General features: G+C 71.0%; 13 protein-coding genes. 6 read left to right on the plus strand and 7 right to left on the minus strand.

Features of this window, described 5'->3' with window-relative positions:
* The first annotated feature begins 15 nt into the window (after positions 1-15).
* A complete protein-coding gene (locus ACWD02_RS20045) occupies positions 16-1,263 on the plus strand; it encodes an aminotransferase class I/II-fold pyridoxal phosphate-dependent enzyme (RefSeq protein WP_451212293.1) in 1,248 nt (415 codons plus the stop codon).
* Between the two features lie 8 nt (positions 1,264-1,271).
* Here the strand turns inward: ACWD02_RS20045 and ACWD02_RS20050 are convergent, their stop codons facing one another.
* The gene (locus ACWD02_RS20050; protein ID WP_451212296.1) at positions 1,272-1,889 is read right to left on the minus strand and encodes a DedA family protein; all 618 of its coding nucleotides are present in this window, start codon (positions 1,887-1,889) and stop codon (positions 1,272-1,274) included.
* Complete coding sequence (locus ACWD02_RS20055; protein ID WP_451213324.1) at positions 1,886-2,674, minus strand: MBL fold metallo-hydrolase; 789 nt, start codon at positions 2,672-2,674, stop codon at positions 1,886-1,888. The genes ACWD02_RS20050 and ACWD02_RS20055 overlap by 4 nt, the downstream gene beginning before the upstream one ends.
* 127 nt (positions 2,675-2,801) lie before the next feature.
* Between ACWD02_RS20055 and ACWD02_RS20060 the strand changes: the two genes are divergently transcribed.
* From ACWD02_RS20060 to ACWD02_RS20070, 3 genes are all read left to right on the plus strand, one after another.
* A complete protein-coding gene (locus ACWD02_RS20060) occupies positions 2,802-3,206 on the plus strand; it encodes a hypothetical protein (RefSeq protein ID WP_451213325.1) in 405 nt (134 codons plus the stop codon).
* Positions 3,207-3,283: 77 nt separating this feature from the next.
* Complete coding sequence (locus ACWD02_RS20065) at positions 3,284-5,440, plus strand: phage holin family protein (RefSeq protein ID WP_451212299.1); 2,157 nt, start codon at positions 3,284-3,286, stop codon at positions 5,438-5,440.
* 82 nt (positions 5,441-5,522) lie between these two features.
* Positions 5,523-6,923, plus strand: coding sequence for an amino acid permease (locus ACWD02_RS20070; protein ID WP_451212302.1), 1,401 nt, complete (start codon positions 5,523-5,525; stop codon positions 6,921-6,923).
* Positions 6,924-6,933: 10 nt separating this feature from the next.
* On the opposite strand, the gene ACWD02_RS20075 is transcribed toward ACWD02_RS20070, so the two are convergent.
* A complete protein-coding gene (locus ACWD02_RS20075; protein ID WP_451212305.1) occupies positions 6,934-8,562 on the minus strand; it encodes a DUF6345 domain-containing protein in 1,629 nt (542 codons plus the stop codon).
* Between the two features lie 247 nt (positions 8,563-8,809).
* On the opposite strand from ACWD02_RS20075, the gene ACWD02_RS20080 reads away from it, so the two are divergent.
* Positions 8,810-9,235 (plus strand): OsmC family peroxiredoxin, encoded by a 426-nt coding sequence (locus ACWD02_RS20080; protein ID WP_451212308.1) that lies wholly within the window; start codon positions 8,810-8,812, stop codon positions 9,233-9,235.
* A 134-nt stretch (positions 9,236-9,369) separates the two neighbouring features.
* Entirely contained in the window at positions 9,370-11,238 is a 1,869-nt protein-coding gene (gene dnaK / locus ACWD02_RS20085) for a molecular chaperone DnaK (protein WP_451212310.1), read from the plus strand.
* A gap of 4 nt (positions 11,239-11,242) precedes the next feature.
* Here the strand turns inward: dnaK and narI are convergent, their stop codons facing one another.
* Genes narI through ACWD02_RS20105 form a run of 4 tightly spaced genes read right to left on the minus strand, consistent with a single transcriptional unit; the run spans position 11,243 to position 17,827 of the window.
* Positions 11,243-11,965 (minus strand): respiratory nitrate reductase subunit gamma, encoded by a 723-nt coding sequence (gene narI, locus ACWD02_RS20090; RefSeq protein WP_451212313.1) that lies wholly within the window; start codon positions 11,963-11,965, stop codon positions 11,243-11,245.
* The gene (gene narJ / locus ACWD02_RS20095; RefSeq protein WP_451212316.1) at positions 11,965-12,534 is read right to left on the minus strand and encodes a nitrate reductase molybdenum cofactor assembly chaperone; all 570 of its coding nucleotides are present in this window, start codon (positions 12,532-12,534) and stop codon (positions 11,965-11,967) included. The genes narI and narJ overlap by 1 nt, the downstream gene beginning before the upstream one ends.
* Positions 12,531-14,144 carry a nitrate reductase subunit beta gene (gene narH / locus ACWD02_RS20100; protein WP_451212319.1) on the minus strand — a complete coding sequence of 538 codons (1,614 nt, stop codon included), beginning with the start codon at positions 14,142-14,144 and terminating at the stop codon, positions 12,531-12,533. The genes narJ and narH overlap by 4 nt, the downstream gene beginning before the upstream one ends.
* The gene (locus ACWD02_RS20105) at positions 14,144-17,827 is read right to left on the minus strand and encodes a nitrate reductase subunit alpha (RefSeq protein WP_451212322.1); all 3,684 of its coding nucleotides are present in this window, start codon (positions 17,825-17,827) and stop codon (positions 14,144-14,146) included. Before ACWD02_RS20105 ends, narH begins: the two co-directional genes overlap by 1 nt.
* Positions 17,828-17,845: the final 18 nt, after the last annotated feature.

Below are 17,845 nucleotides of genomic sequence, written 5' to 3' on the forward strand. Positions count from 1 at the left end.
CGTTTCGATGGGTAGATGCGGACGGAACCCGAAGGCCGAGGCCCTGTCCGGTACGGGCCTCCCCTGCCGGAGCCGGGCCTCCCGGTGCTGCCCGAGCTCTCCGCCGTGCTCGCCGGTGCCGCGGGCCGCACCCACGCGGAACCACCCGGCGGCAGCCCCGCCCTCCTTGACGCCGCGAGCGGCTACTGGGCGCGGCGCGGGCTGCCGGGGGAGCGGGACCAGGTCGTCGCGGCGCCCGGTGCCGCGCCCCTGCTGCTCGCGCTGACCGCCGCCCTCGGTGGCGGCGACGTCCTGCTCCCGCGGCCCTGCCCCGCCTGGTGGGCGCCGCAGGTGCGGCTGCTCGGCCGGTCGGTGTACCACGTGCCGACGCCCGCGGAGTGCGGCGGCGTCCCCGATCCGTTCGCCCTCATGGAGACCGTCCGCCGCATCCGCGCCGAGGGCGGCACCCCACGCCTCCTCGTGCTCTCCGTCGCCGACGACCCCACCGCCACCGTGCCGCCGCCCGAGGTGCTGCACGAGGCCGTGGAGGCGGCGGCGGACGAGGGGCTGCACATCGTCAGCGACGAGACCTGGCGCGACACCCTGCACCGGCCGCACGACACGGTGCTCGTGAGCCCCGCCGAGATGGACCCCGGACGCGTGACGGTGCTTGCCGATCTCTCCGGAGCGTTTCTGCCGCCGGGCTGGCCCGCCGCGGTCGCCCGGTTCCCGGCCGGAGCTCGGGGCTCGGCGCTGCGGGCCCGCACCCTGGACGTCCTGACCGCGCTGGGCGCGTGCGTCACGGCGCCGGTCGGGGCGGCGGCTGCCTACGCCCTGGGCGAGCCGGACGAGGTCACCGACCGCCTCGTCCGCGCGAACCGCCTGCACGCGCGCGTGGCCGAGGCCGCGCAGCGCACGGTGCTCGCGGCGGGCGCGCTCGCCCGCCCACCCGGAGCGGGCCGTCACCTCTACGTGGACCTCGGACCGCTCCGCCCGGCCCTCGCCGCGCGCGGCGTCGGCGACTCGCAGGACCTGGAGGACTTCCTCGGTGGACGCCTCGCCATGCCCGCGCCCGGCGGCCACCGCTTCGGCGACGAGCTGGGGGCGTTGCGCGTACGGCTGTCCACCGGACCCCTGCTCGGCCCTGCCCCGCAGGAGCGCCTCGCGGCCCTCGCCGCACCGGACGCCTCCGAACTCCCCTACGTGGAAAGGGCGTTGAGCACCCTGGGTGCAGCTTTCGACGATCTCCGCGCGACAGCACAGCGCATGAAACCCCCTCGGTGACGCCGGGCCTAGGACGCCACCGCACACCGCACCTTGCGCCACACCGCAGGCGCCACGCTGATCAGCACCGTCAGGGCGACCGCCACCACCACGCCCTGCCACGGCTCCTTGAAGAGGGAGCCGCCGAGAATGCCGATCAGTTGGTACGTCACGGCCCAGGCGAGGCACGCCGGTATGTCACCGCGCGCGAACCGGCGCAGCGGCATCTTCGCCATCAGACAGGCCAGCATCACCGGAATCCGCCCGGCCGGGACGAGCCGGGAGAGGACGAGCACCAGCACGCCGTGGTCGGCGAGCTTCTCCTGTGCCTGGGCAAGACGCTCCTCGGGCGCCCGGTCACGGATCGCCGCGAGCCAGCGCGAGCCGTTCTTCGAGTGCATGCCGCGCCGGCCGAGCCAGTACAGCGCCATGTCGCCCAGGAACGCGGCGAACGCCGAGACCACGAACACCAGGAGCAGCGCGAGGGGCGCCTCCTGGTGAAAGGCCACCACCGCGGCCGAGCTGACGAGCGCGCCCGTGGGCACCACAGGCACCAGCGCGCCGACCACGATGAGCAGGAACAGCGACGGATAGCCGAGTGCCTGCGTCGACCCCGGGGTCACCTGGGCCGTCAGGGCGAGGATCACTGAGGGTCTCCCTTGGTGACCTCGGGCCGCACGCTCTCGCCGTGCGCCAAGCGGTGCACCGCCACCTCGGGCGCGATCCGCGCGGCCTGGCGCACGAACTCCTCGCCCGGCGTGTGGAACTCATGGGGCCGCACGGCGTCCATGCCGATCGGCCAGTACGTCCCGTAGTGCACCGGCACCGCGCTGCGCGGCGCCAGCTTCGCCAGGGCCTGTGCCGCACGTCCCGCGTCGAGATGACCATGGCCGAGATACGGCCCCCAGCCACCGACCGGAAGCAGCGCCACGTCGACCTCCCCGACCTCCTCGGCCATCGAGTCGAAGAGCCCGGTGTCCCCGGCGAAATACGTCCGCGCCTCACCCCGCACCACGAAGCCCAGAGCGGGCGCGGCATGCGGTCCGACGGGAAGCCGCCGCCCGTCGTGCCGCGCCGTCACCACGCGGACGACCAGGTCGCCGATCCGCACCTCGTCACCCGGCACGACGTCGATGAGGCGCAGATGGGAGAGCCGGCGCGCGAGCCCCGGCACCTGCCGGCGCGCGCCGCGCGGCAACAGCACACGGGTGCCCGGGGTGATCCGTGCGAGGGACGGCAGATGCAGGTGGTCGGCGTGCAGATGGGACAGGAGCACGGCGTCGGCGACGGCCGCCTCGGGCGGCGGGAGCGCGCCTCTGCGCCGGCGCAGATGGGCGAGACGGCGGGCGAACAGGGGGTCGGTGAGCACCCTGAGCCCCGAATCCTCGACCGTGCAGGTGGCATGACCCCACCAGGTGATCTCCACCGGCACTCCCATTGCTCCTTCTTCCTCCTTCGCGCGACTGTTTACGAGCCTACGGCCAGGAGTAGGGTCTTCGGCTGACGCCCGTGGTGAGGATGCCAGAGGTGAGGGGGACGCGATGGGGGACACCGCAAGCGTGACAGTGGTGCGGGTCGCCGCGATCGCCAGCCTGATACCGCTGGAGGAGCTGGACGCCGACCCCTTCCTGGTGGACTCCCGCAGCCAGCACGCGATGTGCGCGCGCTGGGCCGCCGACCGGGGGTACGTCATCACGCGGGAACTGGTCGTGCACGGGCTGCCCGCCGATCACGCCGTGCTCTGGACCGACGTCGACGAGGGCCTCGTGGACCTCTTCGTCGTGCCGAGCCGCCGCGTCCTCGACCGCGCGCTGCGTTCGCCGGACGAGTTCACCGCGGAGTGCCGGCGGCGCGGGGTGCGGATCGAGACGGCGGGGTTCGCCGAACCGTCGTACGACGCGGTGATGAAGGCTCATGTCCACCGGCGGCTCTCCATGCCGACCGCGGGGTACGACGGTCGCTGACCAGCCCCCGGCACCCGGCCGTACACCCTGTGACACGCTGGTGTCCTGATCTTTCATGAAACGTGAGGCGGCACGGCGTGGGGCGAGAGCGATGGCGGGCGGTCGGCAGTGTGCTGTGGAGATCCGTCGCCGTATGGCTGGTCAGCACGCTCACCATGCTCGCGCTCGCCGGCATCCTGCCGGACTTCCAGCTGCAGGCCGACGACGATGACAGCGCCACCCGCATCGCCAGCACGGCCGCCCTGGGCGCCGGCGCCTTCGGCCTGCTCTCCTCGCTGGTGTGGCCCCTGCTCGTGCGGGCCCTGCTGCTCGTGCCCGCGCTCGTGCTCGGCCTGCTCGCCTTCGCCCTCAACGGCTCACTGCTGCTGCTCGCCCTCAGTCTCATCCCCGACGGCCGCGGCGAGGCCAACCCCGAGACCGCCGTCGTCGTCGCCGCGGTCATGTCCGCGGTCGCCTCCGCCACCGGCGGCGCCCTCGCCGTCCGTGACGACGACGCCTACCGCCGCCGCCTCTACCGCCTGGCCGACCGCAAGCGGCGCCGCCTCGCCGAAGGGCGCTTCGGACCCGTACCGCCCGGCACCGTCTTCATCCAGCTCGACGGCGTCGGCCACGACGTCCTGCGCACCGCCGTGGACAAGGGGCTGATGCCCACCGTCGCCGTCTGGCTCGGCCAGCAGGGGGCGCCGACGCATCGCCTCACCCCCTGGCGCACCGACTGGTCGAGCCAGACCGGGGCGAGCCAGCTCGGCATCCTGCACGGTTCCAACCACGACGTCCCCGCCTTCCGCTGGTACGAGAAGGACACCGGGGAGGTCATGGTCTCCAACCGGCCCGCCTCAGCCGTCGAGCTCCAGCGCCGCGCCATCGAGCGCACCGGTGACGGCGGCCTGCTCACCCTCGACGGCGCGAGCCGCGGCAACCTCTTCAGCGGCGGCGCCGAGCAGGTCGCCCTGGTGCTCTCCATGGCCGCACGCCGCGGCAAGGAGAACCGCTCGCGCGCCGGGTACTTCGCCTACTTCTCCGACCCCGCCAACGCCGTCCGCACCGCCCTGTCCTTCGTCGCCGAAGTCGGCCGCGAGATCGGCGAGTCGACCCGGGCCCGGATCAGGAAGCGGCGCCCGCGCGTCGGGCGGGGCGGGCTCTATCCCTTCATCCGGGCCTTCGCGACCGTCGTCGAGCGCGATGTCGTCGTCGCCGCGGTCATCGGCGACATGCTCGCCGGGCGCAGCGCCGTCTACGCCGACCTCGTCGCCTACGACGAGGTGGCCCATCACTCCGGGCCCACCGGTCACGACGTCGAGAAGGTGCTCCAGCGGCTCGACCGGTCCCTCGCGCTGATCGCGAAGGTCGCCGAACACGCCCCGCGCGCCTACCGCATCGTGGTCCTCTCCGACCACGGCCAGAGCCCCGGCGAGACCTTCCGCGCCCGCTACGGCCTCACCCTCGGCGACCTCGTCAGGGCCGGCTGCGGTCTGCCCGTGCCCCGCAAGGCGCAGCGCACGCACAGCGGCGCCGAGGCCCGCTCGACGGTCCGTGCCGCGCTGCGCCGCCCCGTCGAGGAGGGCGCGGGGCAGCACCGCCCCACCCACCGCGCCGAACCGATCGTCCTCGCGTCCGGCAACCTCGGCCTCGTCTCCTTCCCCGACGTCCCGCACCGCATGACCCGCGAGGAGATCGACCTGCGCCACCCGGCGCTGCTGCCCACCCTCGCCAACCACCCGGGCGTCGGCTTCCTCCTCGTCCACAGTCAGGAGCGCGGCGCGGTCGTCCTCGGCGCGCGCGGCGCCGAGGTGTACCTCGACGAGCGGCCCGGTGACCTCGGGCCGCTGGCCGACTTCGGGCCGGGCGCCGCCGACGCCGTGCGCCGCACCGACGGCTTCCCGCACGCCGCCGACATCATGGTCAACTCCTGGTACGACCCGCAGGACGGGGAAGTCCTCGCCTTCGAGGAGCAGATCGGCTCCCACGGCGGGCTCGGCGGAGCCCAGGCGCAGCCGTTCCTCCTGTCGCCGCTCGTGCTCTCCGCGCCGCTCGACGACGGGCACGAACTCGTCGGCGCCGAGCGCGTCCACGAAGTGCTCCGGCGCTGGCTCGGCGAGTTCCAGGGACCGGAGGTTCCGCTGGTTCCGCAGGTCGGAGGGGGTCCCGCGGCCGCGGACGATTCCCGGCACGACGGCCGCGACGAGACAGCTTTTGCGGTCGCCGACCCTGCCGGGCAGGACAAAACACGCTGATTTTGTACGGTTCCCGTCGTGCCCGACGATGTCTCTCGCCCCGGCGATCCCGGGCGTCCGGCACGATGAGAGGCACCACCCCATGCACGACACCGGAACCGCGAACCAGCCGGCTCCGGCCCCCGACCAGGAAGAACAGCGGACGGAGCAGCACGAGGACGGCGGCAGCAGGCACGCCCGCCGCTTCGGCCTCCCGATCGCCACCTGCCTCGTCATGGGCAACATCATCGGCGGCGGCATCTTCCTGCTCCCGGCCTCCGTCGCCCCCTTCGGGACCATCAGCCTCGTCGCGTTCGGCGTCCTGACCGCGGGCGCCGTCGCCCTCGCCCTGGTCTTCGGGCGGCTCGCGCGGCGCGACCCGCGCACCGGCGGCCCTTACGTCTACGCGCGCGCCGCGTTCGGCGACTTCGCGGGCTTCCTCGCGGCCTGGTCGTACTGGGCCACCGCCTGGGTGTCGAACGCCGCGCTCGCCGTCGCGGCCGTCGGTTATCTGGACGTCCTGATACCGGTGGGCGACCACAAGTGGACCGCCTGCCTGGCCGCCCTGATCCTGCAACTCCTGCCCGCGCTCGCGAACCTCGCGGGCACCCGCTACGTCGGCGCGGTCCAGGTCGTCGCCACCGTCCTGAAGTTCGTGCCCCTGCTCCTGGTCGCGATCGGCGGGCTCTTCTTCTTCGACAGCGCCAACCTCGGCCCCTTCCAGGCGAGTGACGACAGCCCGGCCGGCGCGATCTCCGCCTCCGCCGCCATCCTGCTCTTCTCCTACCTGGGCGTGGAATCGGCGGCCGTCAGCGCCGGTGAGGTGCGCGACCCGCGGCGCAACGTCGGACGCGCCACCATCCTCGGCACCCTCGGCGCCGCCCTCGTCTATCTGCTCGGCACCCTCGCCGTCTTCGGCACCGTCGCCCACGACAAGCTCGTCGGCTCCACCGCACCCTTCTCGGACGCCGTCAACGTCATGTTCGGCGGCTCCTGGGGCGGTACGGCGGTGGCGCTCGCGGCAGTCGTCTCGATCCTCGGCGCCCTCAACGGCTGGACCCTGCTGAGCGCCCAGACGCCGTACGCCGCCGCCAAGGACGGGCTCTTCCCCGAGGTCTTCGGCACGAAGAAGCGCGGGGTGCCGATCGTGGGCGTCCTGGTCACCGTCGCCCTGGCCTCACTGCTCACCGTCTACAACTACACCGCGGGTTCCAGCGGCGTCTTCGAGTCCCTCGTCCTGATCACCACGTTCACCGCGACCGTGCCCTATCTGCTCGCCACCGCCGCGCAGATCTACTTCCTGGTCTCCGGGCAGGGCGAGCGCGTCAACCGCGCCGGCCTGGTGCGGGACGGCGTCCTCGCGGGCATCGCGTCCGGATTCTCCATGTGGCTGGTCGCCGGGTCCGGATACGCGGCCGTCTACCAGGGCGTCCTGTTCCTCTTCGCGGGCGTGCTCGTCTACGCGTGGAGGGCGGCCCGCAAGCAGCGGACCGCCACCCACTGACACTCCAGGACTACCTGGCGAGCGGTGCGACCACCCAGCGGCGGGTGGTGTACATGCTGTCGGGCGAGCCGATCTCGATCAGCTTGCGGGCGGCCGGATAGGCCTCGTTGCCCTCGATCTCATAGCCGACCTCGAACGTGCCCGGCACGTCCCTGACCTCGGGCTCGCGCTGCGGGGCGGCGCCGCGGCCGCCCTGCTCGTCGGCCGTGACGGAGGCGAGCTCGGCGAGCAGCTTGCGCTGAGCGGCGGCCAGGGCCTCGCGCGGGTCGCGTGCCCGCTGCGGGGCTGCCGCGGCCTTGCCGCCCGCGGGCGGCGGCGCGATGTCGGTGCTCGGCTCGCGCGTCGTGCCGGTGGTGTCGCGCGTCGAGATCTGCGCCTGGACGACGGTCGCGTCGTTGTCCAGGGCCACCCGGATGAGACCGCGGTCGGGCGTGATGACCGGAATGCCGTCGAAGACCTGCCGGAACGTCACATGGGTCTCCAGTGACACCGGCTCACCCAGCTCGGAGCCGTCCTTCGCGCCGGAGTTCTGCATCAGGTCGTGCACGCTGTCGACGACGAGCTCGGCACCGTCGGCGTACTGCTCGGCGAACCCGCGGGCCGCCTCGACCGCCCGCTCCGTGGGCAGCTGCCGCAGGTTGCGGTGGTTGGCCTCGGCGAGCTTGACCCACCGGATGGCGTGCGGAGCCGTGGAGACGGTGCGGTCGCCGGAGGTGGCGCTGAGCACGCCCTGCCGCTCGACCTGCACCTCTTGCAGCGCCGCCGACGGGAAGTCGGCGATGCGGCCCGCCTTGGCCAGCTCGTCGCCCGGGTCGCGCGGCGCGAGCTGCACGATCTGCGGGGTGCTCGGCGCCTGCGTCAGGGGCTCCCTGAGGCTGTCGCGCGCGTTGTACCAGCGCCACGCGTACCAGTTGTCCGGCACGTGCTCGCGGTAGAGGGTGCGCTCGCCGTTCAGCCGGGCCGTGGCCTCGGCCTGGTTGGCGCCGACCGCGCAGACCGAGGGGGCCTGGCCCTTGTGGATGTCCCAGCTCGCGTTCAGCCACGCGTCGGTGAACGTCTGCCCGGCCCGCCACTTCTCCCAGAACTTCTTGCCGTAGTCCGGGCTGTCGATGCTCACGGTCTCGAACCCGAAGATCATGCGGAAGCCGATGTTGGGGCCCGCCCAGGTGCGGATCGGGGAGTGGCCGCCGAGGACCCGCAGCGAGGTGCAGGTGGACCAGAAGATGTAGTTGACCTTCTCGTTGCCCAGCGCCATCCGGTTCGAGACCGCGTCGCTGCGGCCGTCCCAGACCGCCCCGAGCGGGGCGAAGAAGACGCCGTTGTTGTCCATGCCGCCGTGGCCCGAGTGGTAGACGGCGACCACCGCGTCCATGCCGTAGCGGTCCTGCCAGTTGTCGTACGTCTCCTCGTACGCCCAGACCTGCGCCCCGCCGTCCGCGAACCAGAAGTTGCGGTCGTAGAACTGCTGGAGATAGGCCAGCCACCCGGTGGCGTCGGCGTGCGTGTGGAAGAGAGATGACTGATTGACGAACTTCTGGATGCTGAAGGCGCCCCACCAGCCGAACGTCGAGTCACGGTCACCGGCGGCTTTGGGCTTCGCGCCCTCCAGCGGAGACGGACCGCGTTCCGAGTAGTTCATGCGCATGGTCAAACCCCCTGAGTGGACTCCTCGTCCCGTGGGCGAGGGGGCCTCAAAGTGTCACCGCAGACGCCCCTTGCACAGTTGGCATTTCGGCCATAGCGACCGCGCACCGGGGCTGTCCTGACGCCTCAGGTGTCCCGGGGGAGAGGACCGGTCCTGCGCGTGCGCCGGGCCCGGGTGTGATCGGATGGGAGCACGGAAGTTCCGGGACGCATCACGGAACCGCACTGAAGGGAAGTACATCGTGGCTACCACGCGCTCCGCGCACACGGTCTGGGAAGGCAACCTGCTGGAGGGCTCCGGCACCGTCACCTTCGACTCGTCCGGGATCGGCGAGCAGGCCGTGTCCTGGCCGTCCCGCGCCGAGCAGGCCAACGGCAAGACCAGCCCGGAGGAGCTGATCGCCGCCGCGCACTCCAGCTGCTTCTCCATGGCCTTCTCCAACGGCCTGGCCAAGGCGGGTACTCCGCCGACCCGCCTGGTGACGTCCGCCGACGTGACCTTCCAGCCGGGCACCGGCATCACCGGCATCCACCTCACCGTCGAGGGCACGGTGGAGGGCATCGACGAGGCGGCCTTCACCGCCGCCGCCGAGGACGCCAAGGCGAACTGCCCGGTGAGCCAGGCACTGACGGGCACGACGATCACGCTGACGGCGAAGCTCGCCTGACGCTCTCCGAACTGTGCCGCCGTCCCTCGTGGGCGGCGGCACAGTCATGTGCGGCATTGACAACAAGCCGCTCAAGTTTTGTGATGGAGGTCGAAGTACGCCGGGAAACGGGCTCGCGTTGAAGGGGACTGGACATGGCACGTGCAGTCGGGATCGACCTCGGTACGACGAACTCGGTGGTGGCCGTCCTGGAGGGCGGTGATCCCACGGTCGTCGCCAACGCGGAGGGAGCGCGCACCACGCCTTCGGTCATCGCCTTCGCCAAGAACGGCGACGTGCTGGTCGGAGAAGTGGCCAAGCGGCAGGCGGTCACGAACGTGGAGCGCACCGCGCGCTCCGTCAAACGTCATATGGGCGACGGCAGTTGGCGCTTCCCGGAGGGCGGCTCCGTGGACGGCACCCGGTACACCGCGCAGGAGCTCTCCGCCCGCGTCCTGCAGAAGCTCAAGCGTGACGCCGAGTCCTATCTGGGCGAGGACGTCACGGACGCGGTCGTCACCGTGCCCGCGTACTTCGACGACACCCAGCGCCAGGCCACCAAGGAGGCCGGCGAGATCGCGGGCCTGAACGTGCTCCGCATCATCAACGAACCGACCGCCGCCGCCCTCGCCTACGGCCTCGACAAGGGCGACGACCAGACGGTCCTCGTCTTCGACCTCGGCGGCGGCACCTTCGACGTGTCACTCCTGGAGATGGGCGACGGCGTCATCGAGGTGAAGGCCACCAACGGTGACACGCAACTGGGCGGCGACGACTGGGACCAGCGCATCGTCGAGTACCTGGTGCGGCAGTTCAAGAACACGCAGGGAGTGGACCTCGGCAAGGACAAGATGGCGCTGCAACGGCTGCGCGAGGCCGCCGAGAAGGCGAAGATCGAGCTGTCGTCGTCGAGCGAGACCGACATCAACCTGCCGTACGTGACGGCGTCGGCGGACGGCCCCCTGCACCTGGCGGAGAAGCTGACCCGCGCCCAGTTCCAGGAGCTGACCGCGGACCTCCTCGAACGCTGCCGCGGCCCCTTCCACCAGGCGGTGAAGGACGCGGGCATCAAGCTCTCGGCCGTCGACCACGTGATCCTGGTGGGCGGCTCGACCCGGATGCCCGCGGTGACGGACCTGGTCAAGGAGCTCACCGGGAGCGAGCCGCACAAGGGGGTCAACCCCGACGAGGTGGTGGCGCTCGGCGCGGCGCTCCAGGCCGGTGTGATCAGGGGTGACGTCAAGGACGTCCTGCTCCTGGACGTGACGCCGCTGTCCCTGGGGATCGAGACCAAGGGCGGCATCATGACCAAGCTCATCGAACGCAACACGACCATTCCCACCCGGCGTTCCGAGACCTTCTCGACCGCCGAGGACAATCAGCCCTCGGTCGGCATCCAGGTCTTCCAGGGCGAGCGGGAGATCGCCGCGTACAACAAGAAGCTCGGCGTCTTCGACCTGACGGGACTGCCCCCGGCGCCGCGCGGCGTGCCCAAGATCGAGGTCACCTTCGACATCGACGCCAACGGCATCATGCACGTGTCCGCCAAGGACGAGGCGACGGGGCGCGAGCAGCGCATGACGGTGACGGGCGGCTCCGCGCTGCCCAAGGACGACATCAACCGCATGGTGCGGGAGGCCGAGGAGCACGCGGAGGAGGACCGCAAGCGGCGCGACGCCGCCGAGACCCGCAACCAGGCGGAGCAACTCGTCTACCAGACCGAGCGGTTCCTGCGGGAGAACGAGGAGCGGATCCCCGCGGACACCAGGACCGAGGTGGAGGCGGCGGCAACGGAGCTGAAGGCCCTCCTGAAGGACAAGGCCGACGACACGGCGGCGCTGCGCGCGGGCGCGGAGAAACTGGCCGCGGTGAGCCAGCGGATGGGCCAGGCCATGTACGAGAGCTCCGGCGAGGGCGCCCAGGAGCAGACACCTCCGGCCTCCGCCCCCGACGAGGGCGTGGTCGACGCGGAGATCGTGGACGACGAGAAGCCGGGGGAGCAGGGGAAGGGAGACAAGGGGTAACCCGCTAGGAACCCGTCTTCTCCCACCCCCGCCGCTCCGGACGCGGTCCCACCCGGCGGGGGTCCTTGCTCCGGTACACCACATACGGCCGGAACAGGTACTGCACCGGCGCGCTGAACATGTGCACGAGCCGCGTGAACGGGATCAGCGCGAACAGTGCCATGCCGACCACCGCGTGGATCTGGTACATGACCGGCACGCCCACCATCCGGTCCGTGTCCGGTTGCAGGGTGAACAGGCTGCGGGCCCAAGGTGCCATCGACTCACGGTAGTTGTAGCCCTCGCCCGAGGCGTGCGTCAGCTTGGCCACCATGCCGAGCACGATCGCCGCGAACAGCACGAGGTACATCAGCTTGTCGTTGGCGGTGGTCGCCCGGAACACCGGCGCGTTCGTGCGCCGCCGGTAGAGCAGCAGCAGGATGCCGAGCACCAGCAGGATGCCCGCCGCCGTGCCGCCGTACAGCGAGAACAGGTGATACGTGTGCTCGCTCACGCCCACCTTCTCCGTCCACGACTCCGGCACGAAGAGCCCCACCAGATGTCCGACGAGGACGAAGAGGATGCCGTAGTGGAACATCGGTGACGCGATGTTCAGGAGCTTCGACTCGTACACCTGCGAAGAGCGCGTCGTCCAGCCGAACTTGTCGTAGCGATAGCGCCACAGGAGGCCCGCCACGAGGAGGACGAAGGCCACGTACGGGATGACGCCCCACAGCAGCGTTCTCATCAGTGCTCCCCGATCAGTGCGAAGGGTTCAAGGCCGACGTCCTCCCGCGGGGGCCCCGACCTGGCCAGTGCCTGCGCCTCGGCCCGGTCCTTCGGCGAGGGGCCGGGCAGCGCCGCGCAGACCGCCTGGAGGACGCTCGCGTAGGGCGTGCCGAAGTCGGTGAGGGCGAGCCGCAGCAGCTCCAGGCCCGGCCGGTGCTCCTGAAGGAGGACGGGGCCCGCGTGCGCGGAGAACTCAAGGACCGCGGGCAGGAAGTCCGGCAGCTCCTCGCCGGTGAACTCCAGGCCGTGCTCCCGGTAGATCTCCTTGAAGCGGACCAGGGCCATTCCGCGCCGCCGCGTGTCACCGTCGCGCCACCAGCTCAGATAGAGGCTGTGCCGGTTCTTGAAGTCGAAGACCCGGACGTAGTGCGCGGCGAGCTCGGCGGGGTCGGTCGCTTCCGCGTGTGTCAGGAAGTCCCGCAACTGCGGCGCGGCAGCCGTCAGTTGTGGCAGCAGCTCGCGGAACTCCTCGTCCGGGTAGGCCAGGCAGTGTGCGGCTGCCTGGTAGAGCACGGCGTTGTCGCTCACAGGGTGTCCTTCTCGGTCGCGGAGGGCTGCTCGTCGGCGGTCTGCCGGTCCCGCAGGGTGTGGAAGTTCTCGATGGTCACCAGCGGCAGCTGCTTGCGGCCCGAGTCCTGCCCGAACGGCCCGTCCCCGCCCGCCCCGGGACCACCCTCGAAGTCGAGGCTGCACGAGTCGGGAAGGGCCGACTCCTCCAGGCGCTGTGCGTCACCGACCGCCGCGGTCGGGATGACGTAGCGGTCCTCGTACTTGGCGATGGCGAGGAGGCGGTACATCGCCTCGATCTCCTGGCCCGACATGCCCACGGCTTCGGCCACCGAACTGTCGGGCCGGTCACCGAGGTTGATCGACCGCATGTGCGCCCGCATCGCCGCCAGTTTCTCCAGCGAGGCCCGCACCGGGCCCACGTCACCGGCCGTGAAGATCTCCGCCAGGTATTCGAGGGGGATGCGCAGGGTGTCGATCGCGCCGAAGAGGTTGTCCAGGTCCTCGCCGTCGTGCCCGGTCTCGCTCAGCGCGTCCACGACCGGCGAGAGCGGCGGGATGTACCAGACCATCGGCATCGTGCGGTACTCCGGATGCAGCGGGAGCGCCACCTTGTACGTGCTGATCAGCGCGTGCACGGGGGAGCGGCGTGCGGCCTCGACCCAGTCGTGGCCGATCCCGGCCCGCTCGGCCTCGCGCCGCACCTCGGGGTCCTCCGGGTCGAGGAACACCCCCAACTGGGCTTCGTACAGGGCCTTGTCGTCCTTGACCGAAGCGGCCTCGGTCACCTTGTCGGCGTCGTAGAGGATCACGCCGAGGTACCGGAGGCGTCCCACGCAGGTCTCCGAGCAGACGGTGGGCAGACCCACCTCAAGGCGCGGGTAACACATCGTGCACTTCTCGGCCTTGCCGGTGCGGTGGTTGAAGTACACCTTCTTGTACGGGCACCCCGTCACGCACTTGCGCCAGCCACGGCAGCTGTCCTGGTCGACCAGGACGATGCCGTCCTCCTCACGCTTGTACATCGCGCCCGACGGGCACGACGCCACGCACGCCGGGTTCAGGCAGTGCTCGCAGATCCGCGGCAGATAGAACATGAAGGTCTGCTCGAAGGCGAACTTCACCTTCTCCGCGGCCTTCTCGCGGGTCTTGGCCACCATCGGGTCGAGGTCGCCGTACTCGGTTGCACCGCCCAGGTTGTCGTCCCAGTTCGACGACCACTCGATCTTCATGGGCTTGCCGCTGATCAGCGAGCGCGGCTCGGCCACCGGGTAGTCGTCGCCCAGCGGGGCGTCGGTGAGGTTCTTGTACTCGTAGGTCCAGGGCTCGTAGTAGTCCTTGATCTCCGGCAGCTTGGGATTGGAGAAGATCTCCAGGAGCGCCTTGATCCGGCCGCCGTTCTTGAGCTTCAGGGCGCCCTTCTTGTTCAGCTCCCAGCCGCCGCGCCACTTCTCCTGGTCCTCGTAGCGACGCGGGTAGCCCTGGCCGGGGCGGGTCTCCACGTTGTTGAACCAGACGTACTCCATGCCGTCGCGGTTCGTCCACGCCTGCTTGCAGGTGACCGAGCAGGTGTGGCAGCCGATGCACTTGTCGAGGTTCATGACCATCGCGATCTGTGCCATCACGCGCATCAGTAGGTGACCTCCTGGTTGCGACGGCGGATGACCGTCACCTCGTCGCGCTGGTTGCCCGTCGGGCCGAGGTAGTTGAACGCCCACGACAACTGGGCGTAGCCGCCGATGAGATGGGACGGCTTGAGGATGAGGCGGGTCAGCGAGTTGTGGATGCCGCCGCGCTTGCCGGTGGTCTCCGTCTTGGGGACGTTGACCGTGCGCTCCTGCGCGTGGTGCATGTAGACCGTGCCGGCCGGCATCCGGTGCGAGACGACCGCGCGCGCCACCACGACGCCGTTGCGGTTGACCGCCTCGATCCAGTCGTTGTCCTTCACGCCGATCGCCTCCGCGTCCTGCGGCGCCATCCAGATGCACTGCCCGCCCCGGGAGAGCGACAGCATGAAGAGGTTGTCCTGGTACTCGGAGTGGATGGACCACTTGTTGTGCGGGGTGAGATAGCGGACCGTCACCTCCTTCTCGCCGTCCGGGCCGAGCCGTGGCTCCCCGAACAGACGGTTCATGTCCAAGGGCGGCCGGTAGACGGGCATCGCCTCGCCCAGCTCGTGGATCCAGTCGTGGTCGAGGAAGAAGTGCTGGCGCCCGGTGAGCGTGTGCCAGGGCTTCAGGTGCTCGGTGTTGAGCGTGAACGCCGTGTAGCGCCGCCCGCCCGCCTCACTGCCCGACCACTCGGGCGAGGTGATCACGGGAACGGGCGCGGCCTGCGTGTCGGCGTACGTGACGCGCTTGCCCTCGTGCTCGGCGGCCAGGTGCGCCATCTCCTGGCCCGTGCGCTCCTCCAGGGTGTGGAAGCCCTGGGTGGCGAGGCGGCCGTTGGTCGTGCCGGACAGGGCGAGGATGGTGTTCGCCGCCTTCACCGCGGTGTCCAGGGCGGGGCGCCCGTCGGCGGGACCGCCGCGTACGACACCGTTGCGTTCGCGCAGCTCGTCGACCTCCTGGTCGGGCCGCAGCGCGATGCCCTTGGCGGGCAGGCCCAGCTTCTCCGCGAGCGGGCCGAGCGCCGCGAACTTCGCGCCGATCGCGGTGTAGTCCCGCTCCACCACCGTCAGGCCCGGCATCGTCTTGCCCGGGATCGCCTCGCACTCGCCCTTGCGCCAGTCGAGGACGACACCGCCGGGCTGCGCCGTCTCGCCGGGAGTGTCGTGCTGGAGCGCGGTGGCGACGACGTCCTTGCGTACGCCGAGATGGTCGACGGACAGCTCGCTGAGCCGTTCCGCGATGGCCTTGAACGTGTCGAAGTCGGTGCGGGCCTGCCAGGGCGGGTCGACGGCCGGGGTGAACGAGTGGACGTAGGGGTGCATGTCCGTGGAGGACAGGTCGTGCTTCTCGTACCAGGTGGCGGCGGGCAGGACCACGTCGGAGAGCAGCGTCGACGACGTCTGCCGGAAGTCGAGCGAGACCAGCAGGTCGAGTTTCCCCTCGGGGGCCTCGTCGCGCCATGTCACCGTCGAGGGCCGCTCGTCGGGCGCCGCCTCCTCCGCCCGCAGCGAGGACTGCGTGCCGAGGAGATGCTTGGTGAAGTACTCCGCGCCCTTCGCGGACGAGCCGAGCAGGTTGGCCCGCCACAGGGTCAGGACGCGCGGCCAGTTCTCCGGGGCGTCCGGGTCCTCGCAGGCGAAGTTGAGGGTGCCTGCCTTGAGCTCGTCGACGACATTGGCCACCGGGTCGTCGGTGGTCTCGCCGAGATCGAGGGAGTTGCGGTCGAAGGTCGGATAGGAGGGCATCCAGCCGGTGCGCGCCGACAGGGCCAGGCAGTCGGCGCCCGTCATGCCCGTGAAGCGGCCCTCGCCGAGCGGCGAGGCGAGCACGTCAGCGGCGAACTTGTCGTAGCGCCACTGGTCGGTGTTCAGGAACCAGTACGCGGCGCCGATCATCTGCCGCGGCGGCCTGCTCCAGTCGTTGGCGCTGGCCAGCGTCGCCCAGCCGGTCACCGGGCGGCACTTCTCCTGACCCACGTAGTGCGCCCAGCCGCCGCCGTTGCGGCCCTGGCAGCCGGTCAGCTGGAGCAGCGCGAGGAAGGCGCGGTAGATCGTCTCGGAGTGGAACCAGTGGTTGGTCCCGGCCCCCATGAGGATCATGCAGCGCCCGCGCGACTTCTCGGCGGTCCGCGCGAACTCCCGCGCGATCTTGACCGCCTTCGCGGCCGGCACCGAGGTGTGCGCCTCCTGCCAGCCCGGGGTGCCGGGCGCGTCGGCGTCCTCGTACGAGGAGGGCCACTCGCCCGGCAGGCCGTCGCGCCCGACGCCGTACTGCGCGAGCAGCAGATCGAAGACCGTGGTGACCAGCGGCCCGTCCTGCCCGCCGAGCCGCGTCGCAGGAACCCCGCGACGCACGATCTCACCGCGCCCTTGGCCGTGCGTGCCGCCCTCGGTGTCGAAGCGCGGGAGCAGCACCTCGACGCCCGTCGCCACGTCGGAGCCGTGCAGGGAGAGCTGCGGCTTGATGTTGCCGAGCTCCAGATTCCACTTGCCCTTGCCGGACTCGGTCCAGCGGAAACCGAGCGAGCCGTTCGGGACGGCGGGTTGCCCGGTGTTCTCGTCCAGGACGGCCGTCTTCCAGTCGCCGCCCTCACCGCTCTGGCCGAGGTCGGTGGCGCGCAGGAACTTAGACGGGACGTACGCGCCGTCGCGCTCGGTCAGCGTCACGAGGAAGGGCAGGTCGGTGAACTTGCGCACGTAGTCCGTGAAGAAGTCCGTCTGCCGGTCGACGAAGAACTCCTTGAGGATGACGTGGCCCATCGCGATGGCCAGGGCGCCGTCCGTGCCGGGGTGCGGGTGCAGCCACTCGTCGGCGAACTTGGTGTTGTCCGCGTAGTCCGGCGACACGGCGACGACCTTCTGGCCGCGATAGCGCGCCTCGGCCATCCAGTGGGCGTCCGGCGTCCGCGTCACCGGAACGTTCGAGCCCCACATCATCAGATACGCCGCGTCCCACCAGTCACCCGACTCCGGTACGTCGGTCTGGTCGCCGAAGACCTGCGGCGATGCGACCGGCAGGTCCGCGTACCAGTCGTAGAAGGACAGCATGGGCGCGCCGATCAGCGACATGAAGCGGGCACCCGCCGCGTGCGACACCATCGACATCGCGGGGATGGGGGAGAACCCCGCGACCCGGTCGGGGCCGTGCGTCTTGATCGTGTGGACGTGCGCCGCCGCGATGATCTCGACGGCCTCGTCCCAGGTCGCCCGCACCAGACCGCCCTTGCCGCGCGCCTGCTGGTACCTCCTGCGCCGCTCCGGGTCCCCCTGGATGTCCGCCCAGGCGAGCACCGGGTCCCGCAGCCGGGACTTCGCCTCCCGGTACATCTCCAGGAGCACGCCCCGCAGGTACGGGTAACGCACCCGGGTCGGCGAGTACGTGTACCAGGAGAACGCGGCGCCGCGCGGGCAGCCGCGCGGCTCGTACTCCGGCCGGTCGGGGCCGACGGAGGGATAGTCCGTCTGCTGGGTCTCCCAGGTGATGATGCCGTCCTTGACGTACACCTTCCAGCGGCAGGAGCCCGTGCAGTTCACGCCGTGCGTCGAGTTCACGACCTTGTCGTGGCTCCACCGGTCCCGGTAGAAGGCGTCCGCGTCCCGCCCGCCGACGAGTCCGATGCTGTGCAGGTCGGGGGCGGCGGTGCCGCGGCGGAAGAACTTTCCCGCACGCAGCAGCGCGGCGCCGGGCTCGGTCGTCTCTGTCACCCTTGAGCTCCCTAGGTC

Source organism: Streptomyces sp. NPDC002853, from assembly GCF_053591915.1.

What these genes read in the sequence shown, in the direction of transcription:
- ACWD02_RS20045 (WP_451212293.1), top strand. Translation starts at nt 16, where the DNA reads ATGCGGACGGAACCCGAAGGCCGAGGCCCTGTCCGGTACGGGCCTCCC.
- ACWD02_RS20070 (WP_451212302.1), top strand. Translation starts at nt 5,523, where the DNA reads ATGCACGACACCGGAACCGCGAACCAGCCGGCTCCGGCCCCCGACCAG.
- dnaK (WP_451212310.1), top strand. Translation starts at nt 9,370, where the DNA reads ATGGCACGTGCAGTCGGGATCGACCTCGGTACGACGAACTCGGTGGTG.
- narI (WP_451212313.1), bottom strand. Translation starts at nt 11,965, where the DNA reads ATGAGAACGCTGCTGTGGGGCGTCATCCCGTACGTGGCCTTCGTCCTC.
- narH (WP_451212319.1), bottom strand. Translation starts at nt 14,144, where the DNA reads ATGCGCGTGATGGCACAGATCGCGATGGTCATGAACCTCGACAAGTGC.
- ACWD02_RS20075 (WP_451212305.1), bottom strand. Translation starts at nt 8,562, where the DNA reads ATGAACTACTCGGAACGCGGTCCGTCTCCGCTGGAGGGCGCGAAGCCC.